A 19766-nucleotide genomic window follows, 5' to 3' on the forward strand; every position below is an offset into this window, starting at 1 on the left:
CCGATATCCGGAAAGGAGAAGAGAAATGACCGAGAAGAACGACGAACACCGGGTCAACGGCGTCGACCACGCCGCATTCCCCACCTTCGACCCGGTGGGGACCGTGAAGTTCTACCGCGACGTGCTGAAATTCCCCGTGGTGCACTCGATCTGCGCTGCGGGCTGGGGGCCGGAGAAGCACCCGGACTTCATCCACTTCTTCTTCGACATCGGCAACGGTGACCGGATCGCCTTCTTCTACTACTTCGGCCTCGAGCCGTACGGCGATCAGTCGGCGCCCGGCGATTCCTGGGCCCGGTTCGAGCACGACACCCCGGTGTTCTTCCGGAACTCGCGGCACCTCGCCATCCACGTGGACAGCGAGGAGGACCTGCTCGAATACCGCCGCCGCATGGACGAATCCGAGTGGCCCTGCGAGATGCAGGTGATGCACGAGACGATCGAGTCGATCTACACCCACGACCCGAACGGCTACATGCTGGAGATCACCCGCGCGTTGCGCCCCGTGACCGCGCAGGAGGACCTCGACGCGCAGCTCACCCTCGAGGCGCTGTGCGACGTGGTGACGGCGGGCGACGCCTCGCTCGACACTCTGCTCACCCGCAAGGCGGAGCTCATCGTCGAGAAGGCGGAGGCGTGGGAGCGCGAGCAGGCCGCGGAGGTGCAGCGATGAGCCGGATGTACGTCCTCGACGTGCCCGAGAACGAGGGGGTCGTGAAGGTCGCCTCCGCCGATCGTGACGTCACCGTCGACAAGGTCGGCCCGTACTTCCGGTTCTCCGCCGACGGCGACATCGTGATCGATCGCCGCGCGACCGGGTGCCGCCACGCGGTCTGGTACAGCGCGGTTGCGGGCCTGGAGAATTCGAAGATCGTTCAGCACGACAAGGACGCGCTGCGCGTGGTGGTGCGATGAGCACCACCGAGCGCGTGGGTGCGGGCCGCTACCTCGCGGCCGCGGAGGTACCCGCGGAGACGACGGTGACCGCGCACGAGCTCACCACGGTGGACGGCGCCACGGTCGCCGGATTGCTGCGCACCGTGCCGGGCGCGGATTCGGTCGCCTTCCTGATGCACCCGCGCAACGACTTCAGTCACCACGTCCTCGTGCCGGAGTTCCTGCGCCGCGGTGTCGCGGTGTGGACGCAGGGCAGCCGGACCTTGGGCAACGATCTCACCCTGCTGCACGAGCAGGCGCTGTTGGACATGGCGGCCGGCCACGTCTTCCTGCGCGGTCAGGGCTTCGGAACCGTGATTTCCGTGGGACATTCGGGCGGAGGTGCGCTTGCGGCGTTCTACGCTGAGCAGGCCGGCCTGCAGCCCGGAGAGCGGCTCACGGCCACCCCGGGCGGGAAGCCGGTGCCCCTGGCGGATGCGGAGATGCCGCTCGCGGACCTCATGGTGCTCATGGCTCCGCACCCGGGGCAGGGTGAGCTGTTGCTGCGCCTCATCGACCCGTCCGTGGCCGACGAGTCCGATCCTCGATCGGTGGATCCGGCGCTCGATCCGTACGCGGAGGCGAACGGTTTCGCGCCCGCGCCGCAGCCGAGTTCGTACTCACCGGAGTTCCTCGAGCGGTACCGGTCCGCGCAGCGCGCCCGCGTGGAGCGGATCGACGCGATCGCCCGGGAGCGCGTGGCACGTGCCCGTGAGGCTCAGCTCCGGTACAAGCGGACGGAGGATCCGGCCGACCGCCGGGACGCACTCGCCACCGAGCTGATCACCGTGTACCGCACCGACGCCGACCCGCGGTGCGTGGATCCGGCGATCGATCCCAACGACCGTCCGTACGGATCGTTGTTCGGGTCGCGCCCCGATCTCACCGACTACGGCGTGGTCGGCTTCGGCCGGCTCACCACGCCCGAGGCGTGGCTGTCCACGTGGTCCGGGCTGAGCAGCAAGGCAGGATTCCTCCGCTGCGCGCCGGCGATCCGCGTGCCGACGCTGTTCATCGAGATCACCGGCGATCAGGCGTGCTTCCCCGCGGATGCGTGCGCCATGGTCGATGCCATCGGTACGGACGATGTCGAGCATGTCCGAGTGCGCGGCAAGCACTTCGGGGCGGCCCTCGCCGAAGGCGAGCCGACGGCGGCGGCGTCGGCCGGAGCCGAGATCGGCCGGTGGCTCGCGCAGCGGCTCTGACGCCGCTACATCCGCCGTAGCTCCGGCCACAGCTGCGACCACGGCGCGCGGGCGGTGCACAGCCGGATGTCGACGTCCGTCGAGGCGGTCGGAAAGCCGAGGCGGTGCTCGAATCGGCGCAGGGTGCGCGACGTCGCGCACATGTCGTTCGACGGCGGCGCGTCCGCGGCGACGATCCACAGCACCGTCGACGCGGAATCGGCGGGGACTCCGAAGAATCCGTACCCACGGTTCGGGCTGTACACGGGCGGGAGGCCGCGGCCGTAGTGGGCCAGGGCCGAGGCCTGCCAGTAGGACGACGCCACGATCGCCTCCGGCAGCTCGGACGCGGGCAGCGCGGCGACGGAATCCTCCACCGCGCGTGTCAGTTCGGGCCAGCCGAACTGGCCGTACACGGAGATCTTCATGCCCGCGTCCATGACGGACTTCGGCGGCTCGATCTTCGACTCGGGGGTGAACGGCAGGCTCGATACCAGCATCGCCGTCGCCGCGGCCACGACAGGTACGGCGACCCACCGCAGCTTCGGCCGGCGCATCCGCTCGAATCCGACCGCGCCCGCCGCCATGATGACCGGAATCATCCCGCCGGGGTAGTACGGCCGTCCCGCGGTGGCGAGGAACACCGCCACCAGCAGGAGGAACGCGGGCGCCAGGAACCGGTACGGCCGTAGGTAATCCGCGCGGAGCAGCACCACCAGCCCGGAGACCAGCAGAACCGTACCCAGGATGCCCGCGATGAGCAGCATGATCGGCACGAACAGCAGCCGCCCGCCCGCGTACTGGCTCTCCTCCGCGACCTGGCCCGTCAGCTGCAGGTACGGCCAGCCGCGCTGCGCCTGCCAGATCAGTGCGGGGAGCATCGTCACGACCGTGACGGCGCCGCCCGCCCACAGCGCCGGCCGGCGCCACAGCGCGCGCGGGCCCCATACCAGCGATGCCGCGATCACGCACACCCAGAACACCGGGATCAGCCACTTGACCTGCATGTCGACCGCGGTCACCACGCCCGCCAGGAAGAGGAGCAGGTCCTGCCGGGTGCGCACCCAGCGCACCACTAGCCAGGTGATCGCCACCCACAGCGGCGTGTCGATCGCGTTCGTCGCCAGCAGCGACGACTGGAGCAGCAGGAACGTCGACGTCGCGTACGCGCCCGCCGAGAGCCCCTGCGCGAGACGGTCGCCGCCCAGCTCGCGGGCGATCAGCGCCGCGAGCAGGATGCCGGCCAGGGTGACGACGAGCGACGGCAGCCGGAACAGGACCAGGGAATCGCCCGGCATCGCGTCGCCCAGCAGCGCCAGCAACGGGAGGATCGGCCCCTGGTCGGCGTAGCTCACGGACAGGTGATGACCAGCGGCGATGAAGTACAGCTCGTCGCCGAACAGGTGGTAGCGGCTCGCCGCGAACGTCGCCGCCAGCATGGAGACCAGGGCGACGGGCAGCACCGTCGTCCAGGCGAACGGAGGGACGCCCGACGGTGCGCCACCGGCACCGTCGGACACGGGAGCGGAACGCGGGATGGGGGACGGAGCACGGAACGAGGACATGCGGGATCTCCCGTCAGGAGGGCGCGGATGTGGTGTGCGGCAGGGGCTGTACCGCGCGGAGGTAGAGCTCGACGAGCTGCCGTGTGTACGGCCCGAGGTCGAGGGAGGGGTCCCGGGCGGCGCGGGTGGCGGCGCCGTCGATGGAGTCGCGGATCTGCTGCGCCACGATCCAGGGGTCGAATTCGCCGAGCTCCCCGGTGGATCGGCCCGCCTGGAGCATGTCGGCGAGCGGGGCGACGGAGGCGTTGTCGCCGTCCTCGGGCGAGAAGACGGGGCGGCCCTCGGCATCGCGCAGGCCGAACACCACCTCGATCATGGCGGTGATGTGGCGGCGGCTGTCGGCCAGGAACTCGAGATTCGACTCGATGTAGGCGCGGACCCGCCCGAGCGCGGTGGTCTCGGCCTCGATGCGCGGGATCATGGCGGCCGCGCCGTTCTCGTACAGCGAGACGACGACCTGGCGGAGCAGATCGTCCTTGCCGTCGAAGTGGTAGGAGATCAGGCCCTTCGAGATCCCGGCGTGCGCGGCGATCCTGGCGAGCGAGGCCCCGCCGAACCCGGTGTCGGCCAGCACCTCGACCGCCGCGGCGATGATCTGGCGGCGGCGGGCCTCCTCGATGAACGACCGCTGGTCGCTCGTCTCATGTTCTGGCCGCACGGTCAAAAAATAGCACGACGGGTCAGAATGCGCCACCGAAAAGCGGGGCCCTCCCTGAAGGGAGAGCCCCGCTTCCCGGGCTGCAGAAATGGCCTGTGACGGGCGCGAACGCCCGTGGATCCGTTAGGCGCTCGTGCGCGCGGCGAGCTCCTCGTCGAGGCGGAGCAGGCCGGGGCCGTCGCCGTCGATCAGGCCGAGGCGACCGACGATCTCGCTGACGGTGGCCTCCTCCTCGACCTGCTCGTTGACGAACCACTGGATGAGCGCCTTCGAGTCGATGTCGTCGATCGCGGCCCGGTACAGGTCGCGGATCGACTCCGACACGCGCTGCTCGTGCTGCAGCGCCGCCTCGAAGACATCGAGCACGGTCTCCACGTCCACCTTCGGCGCGGCGGACGCGCCGATGCGGGGGTGGTTGCCGCGGTCCGAGAGATGATCGATCCACTTGTTGGCGTGGACGATCTCCTCGTCGGCCTGGTTGCGCAGCCAGCCGGCGATGCCGGGCAGGTTGCGGATCTCCATCTCGATGGCCAGCTGGCGGTACACCAGCGAGGCCTCGAACTCGAGGGTGATCTGGTCGTTGAACTTCTCTTCGAGCGCATCCGTGAGCTTCATGGACCCGACTCTAGAACCGTTCCAGTCGACGCGCAACGCAGGCAAGGCGACCCTTTCCGCAGGTCAGGGGCTATTTCTTAGGTTAGCCGCACCGCGCTTAGCCACGCCTATCGCAAGATCGAGCACGAGGAATGCGAGGAGCGAAACTCCGAACACGGGCAGGAACCAGCCCAGGAACGCGATGCCCAGAATCGCTGGAATCGCATGCGCCGGTTCGACCTTCCGGATCGCGCCCCGCGCCGGCGGCCTCGGGAGTCCGCCCCGCCGGGGCCGCCGCTGCCACCACAGCAGGTAGCCGCGCACGATCACGATGCACAGGAGCGCGGCGAAGGCGACCAATGCGATCTGGTTGAGCAGACCGAACTGCCAGCCCATGTGTGTGTTGATCAGCAGCTCCGTCGCCTTCGCGAGCAGCGGCCACGACGCGAAGGCGAGCACCGTGATCACCTGGCCGGTCGCCGGGTCGACGGTGGCGGAGTCGATCCCCATCCGCCACGGCTGCCGGGTCTGGGCGACGGTGATCGCGACGTCAGGGTCCGTCGGGATGGAGACCTGCACGGCACCGTCGACGCCCCGGTCCGCTGCCGCCGTGACCGCCCGGTCGAGCGCCGCGATGTTCCGCGCGCGGGTCTGCTCGGCGATCGCCGGGGAGACCTTCGGCGCGGCCGTCGGCATCTGGTGATCGGCGTGCTCGCCGCCACCCCCGTGTTCGCCACCGGGAGTGAGCGACGTCGACAGCGTCGGCTTGGTCCAGCCCAGTTCGGCCCGCAGCTGGCCGATGTTCTCGCCCGCGTACTTCGACCAGGTCAGGCCCGTCGCGGAGAAGAACAGCAGGCCGACCAGCAGCCAGGTTCCCATCGCAGCGTGCCGGCCCATCCGCCCGCCGCGGCCGCGGGCACCGCGGTCGTAGGCCAGCATCCGCTTCGGATCGCGCCGACGGTGTCGCCACCACAGGTAGAGGCCGCCGAGGGCGACGACCCACAGCCACGACGCGGCCAGCTCGCTGTAGAACCTGCCGACGGCACCGAGATGCAGGTCGACGTGGAGCCGGTCGATCCAGAACCGGATCGGCAGGGCCTCGACGGAGCCGTACATCGGCAGCGAGCCCTGGACCTGCGCCGACGCGGGATCGACGTAGACGGCGAGCTGCCGGCCCCCGGCGGCGAGCGACGGATCGTCGAACAGCACCCGGGTGGCGAGTCCGGGGCCGTCGCCGGTCCGCACTCCCGTGACGGGCAGGCCCGGACGGGAGGCCTGCGCCGCGGCGACCTGCTCGGCCAGCGGCCGTGCGGGCCCGTCCGTCCGGGCCTCGATCTGGTCGGCGTAGACGAACCTCTCCACGGTGGGCGCAGCCGCGTACAGGCCGCCGCTGATCGCCGCGATGAGGAGGAAGGGGCCCACCAGCAGGCCCGCGTAGAAGTGCAGCCGCAGGATCGCGGCGCGCCACCCGGGTCTCGCCGGGGGACCGGCGGCGGGTGGGGTTTCGGTCGGCGGCGCGTTCCCGGCCGCCGAATCGGTCACTGACATCAGACACCTCACGAGGAAATGCGCGTACGCGCGGGAAGCCCGGGCGGCGCGGGGCCGATCCGGGCGGAGAAAGGGGAGTGAGGGGTCAGCGGGGCGGCGCGCGCAGCGCCCCGTGCCGCGCCAGCACGGGCAGCGGCACGGCGCGGAAGGCCCAGACCGGGGCGACGACGGTGCACGACCGCTCCCGCCAGGTCGGAGTCAGTGGCGCGAGGGTGGCCAGCGCGACTCGCAGGGCGTGCTCGGCGCCGGCGATGACCGCACCGGCCAGCACCGCGGCCGCGACGTGGGCGGCGGCCATGGTGGGGCTGATCGCCAGGTGCCCCAACGTCAGGCCCAGCGCGAGGTGGCCCGCGCCCTGGCCTGCGAGGACCAGCGCGGCGACCCCGCGCGGCCCGGCGGTGCGCGGCCGGGCGGCGACGGCGCCGAGGACGGCGCAGACCGCCGCCAGGAGCAGCACGGCGCTCAGGGGTACCGACGGTGCCGCGGCGGGCAGGTCCGCCGGCATCGAGTGCATCGCGTGCGTGCCCATCTCGTGCCCGGCCTGGGCGGGGCCGTCCAGGTGGTGGCCGTGCATGAGATGGCCACCCATGTCGTGGCCACCCATGCCGTGGCCGCCCGCGGCCGCGCCGGTCCCGGGCATCGCCGGAACGGCCGTCGAGTGCCCGGCCATCGCGTGCCCCGTCATCGCAGCGCCGCGCATCGCGACGGCGTGCGCAGTCAGGCTCGCGACGAAGGAGGCCGCGCCCACCGCGGCGCCACGGACCGTGGCTTCGGGGCGGGCGGGGCGCAACACAGCCGGAATACTACTCCCCGTAGGGGACGGGTTCTCGGCGGGAACGGGCAGGTCAGGGGCGGGCCGCTGCGACGAAGGCGCGGATCAGCGCGGGATCCTTGATCCCCGGCGCGGACTCGACACCGCTGGAGACGTCCACTCCCGAGGGCCCGAAGGCGGCGATCAGCGCGGCGACGTTGTCCGGGCGCAGGCCGCCGGCGAGCAGCCAGTCGACGGTGGGCGGCACCGGCAGGTCCGCCGGGTCGAAGGGCGCGCCCGAGCCGGGCACCGTCGCGTCGATGAGCAGGCGCTCGTCGCCCGCGTGCCCCGAGGAGGTGTAGCGGGAGGCGGAGATCGCGCGGATGGTGCGGAACCCCGAGTCCGTGGCGCGCGCGAAGTGATCGGCGGGCTCGTCGCCGTGCAGCTGGACCGTGCCGACGCCGGACGCTCGCGCGAGGCGCAGCACCTCGTCGATCGGCTGCCCGCGGAACACCCCGACCGTCTCGATGTGCGCCGGGATGCGCTCGATCAGAGCCGCGGCGGCCGCGGGGTCGATCAACCGGACGCTGCCGGGGGCGAAGACGAAACCGACCGCGTCGGCACCGGCCTCGACCGCGGCGTCGACGCTCTCGATGGTCCGGAGCCCACACACCTTGACGAACACCCGTCGATCGTAGGTCAGGGCAGATCGCCGCCCGCGCCGCGGAGGAAGGCGCCGCTCACGGCGACCGCGGGACCGGAGCTCTCCCCGGAGACCACGAGGGTCGCGAAGGCGAGGTCGCCGACGATGCCGGCGAACCAGCCGTGCGCGTGGCTGTTGTCGCCGAACTCGGCGGTCCCGGTCTTGCCGCCGAGCCCCTCGATGTCGCGCAGCGCGGTCGCGGTGCCCGACGTGACCGTCTCGCGCATCGCGGTGCGCAGCGCGCCGGCGACGGCCGGATCGATCTGCTGGGCCGGCACGTTCGCGGCGGCGGGGGCACCGTCGAACAGCGAGGGCCGGACGGTCGTGCGGGCGGCGAGGGAGGCCTCGACCACGGCGAGCCCGAAGGGCGAGGCGGTGACGCGGCCCTGGCCGATGGACTCCTCCACCCGCTCGGCGGGCGTGCGTGCCGCCGGGACCGCCCCGGTCACCGTCGTGATGCCGGGCAGGGTGAAGTCCACGCCCAACCCGAAGCGTTTCGCGGTCTCGCTCAGCGCGGTGTCGCCGAGTTTCGTGCCCAGGCCCGCCATCGTGGTGTTGCAGGACTTCGCGAAGGCGGTGTGCAAGGGCACAGTGCCGAGCGCGAACTCGTTCTCGTTCGGGATGGTGCGGTCGCCGAAGGAGGCGCGGCCGGGGCAGGCGAGCTGAGCGTCCGGGGTGGTGATCCCCGCGTCGAGTGCGGCGGCGGTGGTGATGGTCTTGAAGGTCGAGCCCGGCGGGTACAGACCCGTCAGCGCGACGGGGCCCTGCGCGTCGGCCGCGGCGTTCTGGGCCACGGCGAGGATGCCGCCGGTGGACGGCCGGATCGCGACCAGCATCGTCGCGCGCTTCTCTCCCGCGACCGCCGCGTTCGCGGCGCGCTGCAGCCCCGCGTCGAGGGTGGTCCGGACCGGCTGCACCGCCGCGGTGGGGAAGGAGTCCACCAGGCGGAGCGGCTTGCCGGCACCGTCGACGACGGTGACGGAGGAGCCCGCCGCGGCGTCCACGGTGGCGCGCCACCGCTCCTCGAGGCCCGGGACGACGGGCGAGCGGTAGGCCGGGGAGTCGGTGATCAGGCGCCCCTCCTCGCGGACGGTGACCCCGTCGATCCCGGTGAGCTTGCCGACCTTCTTCGCGTCCGCCGCGCGGAGCGAGACGACGGCGGTGGGCGAGTCCCTGCCCTCCACGGACTTCCGGAGGCCGGCGGCGGTCACCGTCGGGACCGCGGCGGCGAGCCGGGTCGCGAGCGCATCGGCGGCGGAGGCGGCCTTGGCCGGATCGAGATTCACGACGGTGACGCTCTGCCAGGTCATCAGCGGCGCGTTCTTCCGGTCCACGACGGGGGTGGTGTAGGGCTTCTCGTCCGCGTAGAGCAGGCGCGCGCCGGCGACGGTCGCGTCGGGATGGATCAGCGTGGGCCGCCACGTGACCTTGCCGCTGCCGGCGGCGACCTTGGTGGTGTACCGCACGCCGTGCCCCCGGGGCAGCGCCCACGACCAGGTGAGCGTCCGGTCCTCGCCGTCCTTGCCGACGGTGACCGTCGGCTTCGCGTCGCCCATGCCGTCGAAGGTGGCCTGCAGGGACGTCGACGCGGAGTCCGGATCGGAGGTGAGCTTCCCGGCGTGCGCGGCGTCGCGGGCGGAGGCGGCACTCGCGAACTTGCCGACGACGTCGTCCTCGGAACAGGCGACGAGCGAGCCTGCGAGGGTCGCGATCACGAGGACCGGGACGGTGCGGACGGGCCGGAGCGGTTCGGAACGCATGATCTCCAGTCAACCGGCACACCTCGTCGCGCGCCACCACCGGAGCGGGCGGCGGGCGGTACCGATCCACCGCGACCAGGCCAATCGCCCCCGCGTTGTGACCGGAGGCAGCACAATCGGAAGGTGTGACGGAGGCCGTGGAAGCGGAGATCGAGCAGATTCGCGATGAACTGACCGCACGGATGGAGGCGATCGCCGCGTCGGTGGTGGCGGCGATCCGCCGACAGATCCCGTTCTACGCCGACACGGACACGGTCTCCGAGGAGATGGTGGCGGCGTCCGTCTGGGACAACCTGACCTACATGGTGCGCGCACTGACCGACACGGCTTTCGACACCGCCCCCGCGGCGGCGACGGGGCGCTCGCGGGCCGAGATCGGGGTGCCGCTGGCCGCCGTGATGCACGCCTACCGCATCGGCGTGCACCGGGTCTGGCAGGAGGTGAACACGCTCGCCGAGGACTACCCGGAGCTGAGCCGGCAGGCGCTGCTGTCGGCGACGCAGCACATGTGGGAGGCGCAGGACCAGTTCGTCGACGCCATGGCCGGCGCGCACCGGGACCGCACGACCGAGCAGGCGCTCGACGACGCCGCGGAACGCGCCGCCTTGGCGGAGTACCTTCTGCAGGGCCGGATTCCGAGCGACCAGAGCCTGTGGGAGATCGCGACGCTGCTCCGCATCCCCACGACGGGCCCGTACCTCGCGGTGGCGGCGGCGACCGTCGACGTCGGCCGTGCGCCGTTGCCCGGCATCGCCGACCGGCTGCGTGCGATCGACGCCTATTCGGCCTGGCGGCTGCTGCCGGATCAGCAGATCGGCATCGTCCACGCCCCGACGCCGGCGATGCGCGCAGCGGTGATAGACCTGCTGCGCCGGGTCGCCGTGGCGCGGGTCGGCGTGAGCGCGCCCTTCGGCGAGCTGCGCGACACCCCGCAGGGTCTCAACTTCGCGCGCCGCGAGCTCCACGGGCCCGGCACGGGCGTCTCGGTCTTCGACGGTTCCGTGCTCGGCACCGCGGCGATCGCCGCGCCCGAGACCACGGTCGAACTGGCGCGGGGCGTGCTGCGCGGCCTGTACGGACTGCCCGCCGACGACCGTGACCCGCTGTTCGCGACCTTCCGGGCGTGGGTGGCGCACGACGGCAACGTCAAGGACGCCGCCGCCGCGCTGTTCGTGCATCCCAACACCGTGCGCCACCGCCTGCGGCGGGTCGAACAGCTCACCGGCCGCTCCGTGGGCTCGCCGCGGGAGGTCGCCGAGCTGTGTCTCGCCTTCGAGGTGGACGCCCGCGTCCGGCTGCAGAGGGACTCCGGCAGATCCGTCTGAGCGAGCGGAGCGCCAGGACCAAGCCCGGGTGATTGTGTTCGGTGACACCCGGCCGCCCTGAACGGTGTGTGCATCACCATCGACCGACGGGGGTGTCGGCAGTCACTCTAGAAGGGACGAAGAAGCCGCCACCACGAAGGACTCCCCGATGACGAACCTCGCCGCGAACCTCACCGCCGCTGCCGCCGCCCATCCCGACACGGTCGCCCTCAAGTGCGACGACCTCGAGTACACCTACGCCGCTTTCGACGAGGCGACGGCGAAGTTCGCGACCCATCTCGCCGCCCTCGGCGTGGAGCCCGGCGACCGGGTCGGCGTCATGCTGCCCAACGTCCCGGCCTTCGCGGTCGTGTTCTACGGCATCCTCCGCCACGGCGCGGTCGCGGTGCCGATGAATCCGCTGCTCAAGGCCCGCGAGGTCGCGTTCTACCTGACCAACACGACCGCCAAGGCGGTCTTCGTGGCACCGATGTTCGGTGCCGAGGCCGCCGAGGGGGCGAAGGCGGCCGGTGCCGAGGCCCACCTGCTCGACGACGCGGTGCTCGCCGAGCTGCTCGCCACCGTCGAACCGACCCCGGGCGTCGCCCCGCGCGAGGACCTGGACACCGCCGTCATCCTGCACACGTCGGGGACCACCGGCAATCCCAAGGGGGCCGAGCTGACCCACGTCGGCCTCGCCCGCAACTGCGAGATCTCCGGCCGCACCCTGTTCCACGCCCAGCCCGGCGACGTGATGATGGGCTGTCTTCCGCTGTTCCACGTCTTCGGGCTGACCTGCGGCCTCAACGCCGCCGTGCGCTTCGGGCTCACGCTGACCCTGGTCCCGCGGTTCGATCCGCGCAAGGCGCTCGAGGTCATCGCCCGCGACAAGGTGACGATCTTCGAGGGTGTGCCCACGATGTACGCAGCGCTGGTCGCGGCGAAGCAGCCGAGCGACGACGTCTCGTCCCTGCGGGTCTGCGCGTCCGGCGGCGCCGCGCTGCCGCTGCAGGTGATCACCGACTTCGAGAGCGCCTTCGACGCCGCGATCCTCGAGGGCTACGGCCTGTCCGAGACCTCGCCGGTCGCGTCCTTCAACCACCCGGACAAGCCGCGCAAGGCCGGCACCATCGGCACCCCGATCGAGGGCGTCCGCATGCGGATCGTCGACGGCGCCGGCAACGAGGCGCCCCAGGGCGAGCGCGGCGAGGTCCAGATCGCCGGCCACAACGTGATGAAGGGCTACTGGAACCTGCCCGAGGCCACCGCGGCCTCCATCGACTCGGAGGGCTGGTTCTCGACCGGCGACATCGGGGTCATGGACGCCGACGGCTACTTCTCCATCGTCGACCGGAAGAAGGAGCTCGTCATCCGCGGCGGCTACAACGTCTATCCGCGCGAGATCGAGGAGGTGCTCTACGAGCACCCGGCCGTCGCCGAGGTGGCCGTCATCGGCGTCCCCCACGCCGAGCTGGGCGAGGAGGTCGGCGCGGCCATCGCGCTCAAGCCCGGCATCGCCGCCACCGTCGACGAGCTGCGCCAGTACGTCAAGGACCGCGTGGCCGCCTACAAGTACCCCCGCCACATCTGGCTGCTCGACGCCCTGCCCAAGGGCGCCACCGGGAAGATCCAGAAGCGCGACATCACCGTCCCCGCCGACATCAACTGACCACCGATCGAGAAAGCCGAGGCCACCGTCATGACCACCACCGCCGAAGGCGCCGACGAGATCGTCGCCCCGCTGGACCTGCTGCTCGTCAACTCGACCAAGTCGTTCGCGTCCCGGATGGTGCCGAACGCCGCGTGGGCCCGGTTCGCGCTGTCCCTCGCCGGACAGCCCGTGACCGTCGCCGAGCGTGCCGCCGGTCTAGGCAAGGAGCTGGCGCTCATCGCCGCCGGCCGGAGCGCCCGCGAGCCGAAGAAGGGCGACTTCCGGTTCAAGGATCCGGCGTGGACCCACAATCCGCTGCTGAACCGGGTCGAGCAGGCCTACCTGGCCGTCTCGGACCTCGCTGATCAGCTCTACGCGGACGCCGACCTGGACTGGAAGGACGCCGAGAAGATGCGGTTCGTCCTCGACAACCTCATCGAGGGCCTGTCGCCGACGAACAATCCCTTCGTCTCCCCGCTCGGCTGGAAGGCGATGATCGACACCGGTGGCCTGTCGATGGTGCGCGGCCTCACGGCCCTCGCCAAGGACATGGCCTCCAAGCCGCGCATCCCGTCGATGGTCGACCCGAAGGCCTACACGGTGGGCGAGACGGTCGCGACGACGAAGGGCACCGTCGTCCTGCGCACCCGGATGTTCGAGCTCATCCAGTACGCCCCGCAGACCAAGCAGGTGCGCGAGGTGCCGCTGCTGCTGGTGCCGCCGGTGATCAACAAGTTCTACATCATGGACATCGCGCCCGGCCGCAGCCTCGTCGAGCACTACGTCAAGGGCGGGCAGCAGGTCTTCGCGATCTCCTGGCGCAATCCGTCGGCACGGCACCGGGACTGGGGCTTCGACGAGTACGGCAAGGCGATCGTCGAGGCGCTCGACGCGCTGCAGGTGATCACGGGCGTCGACAAGGCCAACGTCTTCGCCACCTGCTCCGGCGGCATCCTCACCGCGATGGTCATGTCGCACCTCTTCGCCACCGGTCACGGCGACCGGATCGCCGGCCTCACCTTCGGGGTCACCGTGCTGGACCAGAGCCACGCGGGCTTCGCCTCCGCGCTGGCGGACCGCCGGGCCGCGGACGCCGCGATCCGCACGTCCGCGAGCAAGGGCTATCTCGACGGCGCGGCCATGGCCGAGATGTTCGCGTGGCTGCGGCCCACGGATCTCGTGTGGCGCTACGTGGTCAACAACTACATCCAGGGCCGCCCGCCGGCCGCCTTCGACGTCCTGTTCTGGAATGCGGACACCACCCGGATGACCGCGGCCCTGCACAAGGACATGGTGCTCATGGGCCTGGAGAACAAGCTGGTGACACCCGGTGCCTCGACGATGCTGGGTACCCCGGTCGATCTGGGGAAGGTGGAGGCCGACCTCTACGTGCTGGGCGGCATCTCCGATCACATCTGCCCCTGGCAGGCCACCGAGCGCAGCGCCGCGCTGTTCGGCAGCAAGGACAACACCTACGTCCTCTCGACCGCCGGTCACATCGCGTCGCTGGTCAACCCGCCCGGCAACCCGAAGTCCTCGTTCCGCACGGCGCCCGTCCTCCAGGGCCAGACCCCGGAGGAGTGGTTCGAGACCGCCGAGAAGCACGCCGGCTCCTGGTGGCCGCACCACCTGGAATGGCTCGACGCCCGCAGCGGCGCCGAGGTCGACGCACCGTCGGCCCTGGGAGCCCCCGGCTTCGAGCCCCTGGCCCCCGCGCCCGGCACCTACGTCCTGGAGAAGTGAGCGTGACGGACACGAACGAAGACCTGCCCGAGGACCTGCTCGTCGCGACCGGCGGGCAGCGGATACGGGTGCGGTACCGGCCCGGTACGGGCGTGCCGCTGGTGCTGTGCAACGGGATCGGCGCGAGCCTCGAGGTGCTGGACCCGTTCGTCGAGGCGCTCGACCCGCAGCGCCCGGTGGTGCGGTTCGACGTTCCGGGCACGGGCGAATCGCCCACCTCGATCCTGCCCTACGGCTTTCCCTACCTCGCGTGGGTGCTGGGCCGGGTGCTGGACGAACTCGGCGTCGGCGTCGTCGACATCCTCGGCCTGTCCTGGGGCGGCGCGCTGGCGCAGCAGTTCGCCTTCCAGAACCCCATGCGGTGCCGGCGCCTGATCCTCGTCTCCACCGGCACCGGCGCGATCATGGTCCCGGGCGATCCGCGGGTCCTGCGGAAGATGGTCACGCCGCGCCGGTTCCGCGATCCCGCGTACGCGGCGCAGATGGCGGGGGAGCTGTACGGCGGCAGCGTCCGGCACGACGCGGCGGGCATCAGCGAGACCTTCTCGCGCCAGATGCACGCGGGCTCCAAGATGGGCTACCTGCACCAGCTGCTGGCCGGATCGGTGTGGACGTCGATCTTCGCGCTGCCCGCGATCCGGCAGAAGACGCTGCTGGTCTTCGGCGAGGACGATCCGATCATCCCGCTGATCAACGGGAAGATCTTCGCCACGCTGCTGCCGCGCGCCACGCTGTACAAGCACGACGGCGGCCACGTCGATCTGGTGACCCGCGCGGACGTGCTGGCGCCGGTGATCGACGATTTCCTGGGGACGCCCCATCTGGGGCGGCGGCAGTGGCGCGGCCGGACGGGCGGACTGCTCACACCTCGCGACTGACCCTGGAATCGTTCCAAAGTCGGGCGTACTCTATTTCGCATGAGCGAGGTGGAGACGGCCGAAGAGCGGCTGCGCGGGGTGGGCCTGCGGATCACCGCACCCCGCGTCGCCGCGCTCGGCTATCTCGACGGGCACCCGCACGCCACGGCGGACGACGTGGCCGAGTACCTGCGCGGCCGGCTGGGCACCGTCGCCACCCAGACCGTCTACGACGTGCTGCGCGTATGCGCCGAGAAGGGCCTGCTCCGGCGCATCGAGCCCGCGGGCTCCGCCGTCCGGTACGAGGCGCGGGTCGCCGACAACCATCACCATCTGGTGTGCCGGTCCTGCGCGCGGATCGTCGACATCGACTGCGCCGTCGGTTCCGCCCCCTGCCTCACGGCGGACGACGATCACGGCTTCGTGATCGACGAGGCCGAGGTCACGTTCTGGGGCTACTGCCCGGACTGCGCCCCCTGATCCCCCGCCCGGCAGTGGATCGACGCATCGGCCGGAGGGCGATGACGTTCCGCGACTACTGTCGGGAGGGAACCGCCGCCCGGACCGGGCGGGAACCTCACGCGAAGGAGCCGGATATGAGCTTGGACGTCGTTTACACCATCTCCTCGACCGCCACCGGTGGCGGTCGCGACGGGCACGTGAAGTCGGCCACCGGCCGCATCGACCTCGACACCCGGCCCCCGAAGGAGATGGGCGGCAACGGCGAGGGCACCAACCCGGAGGAGCTGTTCTCCGCCGGTTACGCCGCATGCTTCCTCGGCGCGATCCGCGCCGTGGGCCGTAACGAGAAGGTCGACGTCCCGGACGACACGACGGTCGACGTCACCGTCGGTTTCGGCAAGACCGAGACCGGTTTCGGCATCAACGCCGCCATCAAGGCCACCCTGCCGGGCCTCGCCCAGGCCGACGCCGAGGCGCTCGTCGCCAAGGCGCACCAGCTGTGCCCGTACTCGAACGCCACGCGCGGCAACATCGACGTCGACCTGACCACCGCGGTCTGATCGGCGCCTGAACATCCTGCTGCGGCCCGCCGCCCTGGGACTGGTCTTCCTGGGCGGCGCGGCCGGCACCTTCGTCCGGGCCGAGGTCGGGCACTGGCTGCCCCACGGCCCGTTCCCGTGGGCCACCTTCGCGGTGAACATGCTCGGTGCGTTCCTCCTCGGCGCGATCGCCGCCGCTCTCGCGCAGCGGCCGGACGACGAGCGGCACAGGCTGGTCCGGCTGCTCCTGGGCACCGGCTTCTGCGGGGGCCTGACCACCTACAGCGCGTTCGCGCTCGACATCCACGAGGCGGCCCCGGCCATCGGCGCCCTGTACGCGGCGTCGACGGTGCTCCTCGGCCTGGTCTTCGCGCTCGCCGGCGCGGCGCTCGTGCGCCCGGAGCGCCGGGAACCGCACGAGCGGGCCGGATCGATGCCATGACCACCCTCCTCGTGGCCCTCGGGGGCGGTCTCGGGGCCGTCCTGCGGTACCTGGTCGACGGTGCGCTGCGCGCCCGCCTGACGTTCTGGGCGACGGCACTGATCAACGTCTCCGGCTCGTTCGTGCTGGGCCTGTTGGCGGGGACCGTCGCCGGGGGAGGGCTCGGCGGGACCGTGCTGGCCGTGCTCGGCACCGGTGTCTGCGGCGGCTACACGACCTTCAGCACCGCCACCGTCGAGACCCTGACCCTGCTCCGGGACCGGCGGTACCGGGACGGCGTGGTGTACGGCCTGGCGACGCTGGCCGCGAGCGTCATCGCGGTCTGGGGTGGTTACGCCCTCGGGGCGCTCTGAGTCATGCGCCGCCGCTGCGCTGCACCGCGTACCGGTACACCGGGCGGCTGAGGGCCAGCGAGAACAGCATCAGGAACATCACGATCAGGGCGCCCCACATCGGCAGCCCCGCCAGCGGTGCGCCGTTGTGGTCGTAGCCGAAGCGGCTCACCGGATCGGTGTAGTCCCGCGGGTTTCCGAGCAGCACCGACGCCGCGGCCAGCAGGAAGCCCACGAAGACAGCGAGGCCGTACAGTACGGTCGCCCAGCGCTGCCCGAACAGGGCGAAGAAGCCGGTGAAGGCCATCGCCGCGACGGTCACGAGACCGGCGATCGCGATGACCAGGATCGTGATCGTGCGCACCCCGAGCGGCGACGCAGGGAAGTTCCCGGGGTAGCCCGTGGTGCCGAGCAGCGCCGAGCACTGGATGATCGCGGTCACGTACAGGGCGATGGCCCCCGCGCCCGCCGCGAGCGAGACGAGGACCCACAGCCACATCGCGCCGGGGCGGCGCGGTCGGGAGCCGGACGCCACCGTCAGGCCAGCCGGGCCTTGACGGCGGACGAGAGTCGCTTGCCGTCGGCGGCGCCGGCCGCCTTCGCGTTCGCGACCTTCATCACCTGGCCCATCTGGCGCACCGTCGGCGCCTCCCCGAGCTCGGCGGTCACCTCGGCGACCGCGGCGTCGACGAGGTCGTTCAGCTCGTCGTCGGTGAGCTGCTTGGGCAGGTAGCGGGACATGACCTCGGCCTCGGCCCGCTCCTTGGCGGCCAGCTCGTCGCGGCCGTTGGCCTCGAAGATCTCGGCGGCCTCTCCGCGCTTCTTGACCTCGCGCGCCACCACCTTGAGGAACTCCTCGTCGGTCAGGGCGTGCGCGGTGCCGGCGGTCTCCTCGTTCTGGATCGCCGAGAGCAGCATACGGAGCGTGCCCGTGACCAGCTGGTCCTTGGCCTTCATCGCGGTCTTGAGATCGTCGCGGATAGCGGCCTTCACTTCTGACATGCCGTCCAAGTTACGCGGTGTGCGAGGGTGCGGCAGCTGAGTATCCTGGGGTAATGGCAGTTCATCCTCTTCTCCGTGCCGGAGCCGGCCTGGCGGGCGCGGGTGTCGCGTCCATCGCCTACGCGACCGTTTTCGAGCGCAACGCCTTCACCCTGCGCGAGCAGACGCTGCCCATTCTCCCGCCCGGCACGCCGACCCTGCGGATCCTGCACATCTCGGACCTGCACATGACGCCGGGCCAGCGGCTCAAGCAGGGCTGGGTGCGCGAGCTGGCGGCCCTGGAGCCGGACCTGGTGGTGAACACGGGGGACAACCTGTCGCACCCGCGGGCCGTGCCGTCGGTGGTGCAGACGCTCGATCCGCTGCTCAGCCGGCCCGGCCTGTTCGTCTTCGGCTCCAACGACTACTTCGGCCCCACGCCGAAGAACCCGGCGAAGTACTTCGACAAGAACCACGAGCGCAAGCACGGCGAGCCCCTGCCCTGGCAGGACCTGCGCGCCGCGTTCGCCGAGCGCGGCTGGCTGGACGCCACGCACCAGCGGCGTCGGCTCGAGGCCGGGGGCGTCACGATCCAGGTGGCGGGCGTCGACGATCCGCACATCGGGCGGGACCGGTACGAGACCATCGCGGGGCGCGCCGACGAGGCCGTCAACCTGCGGCTCGCGCTCACGCACTCCCCGGAGCCGCGGGTGCTCGACAGGTTCGCCGCCGACGGTTACGACCTCGCCCTCGCCGGTCACACGCACGGCGGGCAGCTCTGTCTGCCGGTGTACGGCGCACTGATCACCAACTGCGGGCTGGACCGGTCGCGCGTGAAGGGCGCATCCGCGTGGGGCGCGCACATGAAGCTGCACGTCAGCGCCGGTCTGGGCACCTCGCCGTGGGCGCCCTTCCGCACCTTCTGCCGGCCCGAGGCCTCGCTGCTCACCCTCGTCGGTGCGCCCGTGCGCGACCGCGAGGTCGAGTTCGGACCCGTCGTCGCGCCGGAGGCAGTGCAGGCCTGACCTGCCGATTTCCTGCCCGACGGTGGCTGTAGTAACCTATTGCAGGTTGTTACAGTCACGGGGTGTGGCGCAGCTTGGTAGCGCGCTTCGTTCGGGACGAAGAGGTCGTGGGTTCGAATCCCGCCACCCCGACTCGTTGGTTGAGACGACAGCAGGGCCCCTGATCAGTGGAAACACTGGCCAGGGGCCTTACTCGTGTTCGGGCTTGCGGGACTGCCGCGGAAGCCCGGTACGCAAGGGGTACGCAGCTGTTCGGTGCGAGCGCTCAGGCCTCGAGAACGCCTGCGTGGACGAGGCCCGCTTGCATGCGCTCAGCGAGTGCGTCGATCCCGTTGCGAGGGCGCAGCATGACGGTGAACTCCTCGATCAGGCCTGATTCGTTCAGGTGAACGAGGTCGATGCCGTGCACCTGTCGGTCGCCCACGGTCGCGCGGAATACGAGGGTGTGGGCGGTCAGGTTGTCGCCCGAGCCCGTCTCGCAGGTGCCGGCGAGATCCCCGATGTAGCGGAAGTCGTCGAACACGCTGGTGAGGAGAATGCGGAAGACTGTGCCGAGTGCTTCTCGGCCGACGAGCGGGGAGAACTTCATCGGGCTGTAGAACCTTGCGTCGTCGGCGAAGAGTGAGTCCAGTTGCTCCAGGTCGCGGGCCAGCACGGCGGCGCGTAGTCGTTCGATGGTGGTCACGGGCACCTTCCTTGGGGATAGTGAGCGGGTAGCTGCGAGAGGTGAT

22 protein-coding genes and 1 tRNA gene are annotated in these 19766 nt (G+C 71.2%); 13 read left to right on the top strand and 10 right to left on the bottom strand.

From position 1 onward, the window contains the following. The first annotated feature begins 25 nt into the window (after window positions 1–25). The 3 genes from AC21LY_RS02650 to AC21LY_RS02660 are packed head-to-tail and all read left to right on the top strand — an operon-like array spanning window position 26 to window position 2141. Window positions 26–673 carry a VOC family protein gene (locus AC21LY_RS02650; protein ID WP_489044667.1) on the top strand — a complete coding sequence of 216 codons (648 nt, stop codon included), beginning with the start codon at window positions 26–28 and terminating at the stop codon, window positions 671–673. Continuing rightward, complete coding sequence (locus AC21LY_RS02655) at window positions 670–915, top strand: hypothetical protein (protein ID WP_489044668.1); 246 nt, start codon at window positions 670–672, stop codon at window positions 913–915. The genes AC21LY_RS02650 and AC21LY_RS02655 overlap by 4 nt, the downstream gene beginning before the upstream one ends. Then, window positions 912–2141 carry an alpha/beta fold hydrolase gene (locus AC21LY_RS02660; protein WP_489044669.1) on the top strand — a complete coding sequence of 410 codons (1230 nt, stop codon included), beginning with the start codon at window positions 912–914 and terminating at the stop codon, window positions 2139–2141. Before AC21LY_RS02655 ends, AC21LY_RS02660 begins: the two co-directional genes overlap by 4 nt. Window positions 2142–2146: 5 nt before the next feature. Here the strand turns inward: AC21LY_RS02660 and AC21LY_RS02665 are convergent, their stop codons facing one another. The 7 genes from AC21LY_RS02665 to AC21LY_RS02695 form a co-directional block, all read right to left on the bottom strand. Next, window positions 2147–3685, bottom strand: coding sequence for an ArnT family glycosyltransferase (locus tag AC21LY_RS02665; protein WP_489044670.1), 1539 nt, complete (start codon window positions 3683–3685; stop codon window positions 2147–2149). A 13-nt stretch (window positions 3686–3698) separates the two neighbouring features. Next, on the bottom strand, window positions 3699–4343 hold the full coding sequence (locus AC21LY_RS02670; protein WP_489044671.1) for a TetR/AcrR family transcriptional regulator: 645 nt from the start codon (window positions 4341–4343) through the stop codon (window positions 3699–3701). A gap of 123 nt (window positions 4344–4466) precedes the next feature. Then, window positions 4467–4958, bottom strand: coding sequence for a ferritin (locus AC21LY_RS02675; RefSeq protein ID WP_489044672.1), 492 nt, complete (start codon window positions 4956–4958; stop codon window positions 4467–4469). Window positions 4959–5021: 63 nt separating this feature from the next. Beyond that, window positions 5022–6485: a PepSY-associated TM helix domain-containing protein gene (locus AC21LY_RS02680; protein ID WP_489044673.1), complete on the bottom strand. Its 1464-nt coding sequence runs from the start codon at window positions 6483–6485 to the stop codon at window positions 5022–5024. 85 nt (window positions 6486–6570) lie between these two features. Then, a complete protein-coding gene (locus tag AC21LY_RS02685; protein ID WP_489044674.1) occupies window positions 6571–7278 on the bottom strand; it encodes a hypothetical protein in 708 nt (235 codons plus the stop codon). 52 nt (window positions 7279–7330) lie between these two features. After that, entirely contained in the window at window positions 7331–7921 is a 591-nt protein-coding gene (locus tag AC21LY_RS02690) for a phosphoribosylanthranilate isomerase (protein WP_489044675.1), read from the bottom strand. Between the two features lie 14 nt (window positions 7922–7935). Then, a complete protein-coding gene (locus tag AC21LY_RS02695; protein ID WP_489044676.1) occupies window positions 7936–9699 on the bottom strand; it encodes a penicillin-binding transpeptidase domain-containing protein in 1764 nt (587 codons plus the stop codon). Between the two features lie 125 nt (window positions 9700–9824). Between AC21LY_RS02695 and AC21LY_RS02700 the strand changes: the two genes are divergently transcribed. From AC21LY_RS02700 to AC21LY_RS02735, 8 genes are all read left to right on the top strand, one after another. Then, window positions 9825–11024, top strand: coding sequence for a PucR family transcriptional regulator (locus AC21LY_RS02700; RefSeq protein WP_489044678.1), 1200 nt, complete (start codon window positions 9825–9827; stop codon window positions 11022–11024). Window positions 11025–11172: 148 nt separating this feature from the next. Continuing rightward, the gene (locus AC21LY_RS02705; protein ID WP_489044680.1) at window positions 11173–12672 is read left to right on the top strand and encodes a long-chain-fatty-acid--CoA ligase; all 1500 of its coding nucleotides are present in this window, start codon (window positions 11173–11175) and stop codon (window positions 12670–12672) included. A gap of 30 nt (window positions 12673–12702) precedes the next feature. Next, window positions 12703–14397, top strand: coding sequence for a PHA/PHB synthase family protein (locus AC21LY_RS02710; RefSeq protein ID WP_489044682.1), 1695 nt, complete (start codon window positions 12703–12705; stop codon window positions 14395–14397). Further along, window positions 14394–15275, top strand: coding sequence for a poly(3-hydroxyalkanoate) depolymerase (gene phaZ / locus AC21LY_RS02715; protein ID WP_489044684.1), 882 nt, complete (start codon window positions 14394–14396; stop codon window positions 15273–15275). Before AC21LY_RS02710 ends, phaZ begins: the two co-directional genes overlap by 4 nt. A 39-nt stretch (window positions 15276–15314) precedes the next feature. Next, window positions 15315–15734: a Fur family transcriptional regulator gene (locus tag AC21LY_RS02720; protein ID WP_489044685.1), complete on the top strand. Its 420-nt coding sequence runs from the start codon at window positions 15315–15317 to the stop codon at window positions 15732–15734. Window positions 15735–15850: 116 nt separating this feature from the next. Further along, entirely contained in the window at window positions 15851–16276 is a 426-nt protein-coding gene (locus AC21LY_RS02725) for an organic hydroperoxide resistance protein (protein WP_489044686.1), read from the top strand. Between the two features lie 49 nt (window positions 16277–16325). Continuing rightward, the gene (locus AC21LY_RS02730) at window positions 16326–16697 is read left to right on the top strand and encodes a fluoride efflux transporter FluC (protein WP_489045411.1); all 372 of its coding nucleotides are present in this window, start codon (window positions 16326–16328) and stop codon (window positions 16695–16697) included. Beyond that, on the top strand, window positions 16694–17050 hold the full coding sequence (locus tag AC21LY_RS02735) for a fluoride efflux transporter FluC (RefSeq protein WP_489044687.1): 357 nt from the start codon (window positions 16694–16696) through the stop codon (window positions 17048–17050). The genes AC21LY_RS02730 and AC21LY_RS02735 overlap by 4 nt, the downstream gene beginning before the upstream one ends. Before the next feature lies 1 nt (window position 17051). Here the strand turns inward: AC21LY_RS02735 and AC21LY_RS02740 are convergent, their stop codons facing one another. Then, window positions 17052–17564: a hypothetical protein gene (locus AC21LY_RS02740; RefSeq protein WP_489044688.1), complete on the bottom strand. Its 513-nt coding sequence runs from the start codon at window positions 17562–17564 to the stop codon at window positions 17052–17054. A gap of 2 nt (window positions 17565–17566) precedes the next feature. Next, entirely contained in the window at window positions 17567–18031 is a 465-nt protein-coding gene (locus tag AC21LY_RS02745) for a GatB/YqeY domain-containing protein (protein ID WP_489044689.1), read from the bottom strand. A 53-nt stretch (window positions 18032–18084) separates the two neighbouring features. Here AC21LY_RS02745 and AC21LY_RS02750 point away from each other — a divergent pair, with 53 nt between their 5' ends. Together AC21LY_RS02750 and AC21LY_RS02755 are read left to right on the top strand one after the other, a co-directional pair. After that, window positions 18085–19035, top strand: a complete 951-nt coding sequence (locus AC21LY_RS02750; RefSeq protein ID WP_489044691.1) for a metallophosphoesterase — start codon at window positions 18085–18087, stop codon at window positions 19033–19035. Between the two features lie 58 nt (window positions 19036–19093). Continuing rightward, window positions 19094–19167 (top strand) — tRNA-Pro (locus tag AC21LY_RS02755). A gap of 133 nt (window positions 19168–19300) precedes the next feature. Here the strand turns inward: AC21LY_RS02755 and AC21LY_RS02760 are convergent. Further along, window positions 19301–19720 (bottom strand): nuclear transport factor 2 family protein, encoded by a 420-nt coding sequence (locus AC21LY_RS02760; protein ID WP_489044693.1) that lies wholly within the window; start codon window positions 19718–19720, stop codon window positions 19301–19303. Window positions 19721–19766 lie beyond the last annotated feature (46 nt).

It is taken from the genome of Tsukamurella sp. II2bb (assembly GCF_057815145.1).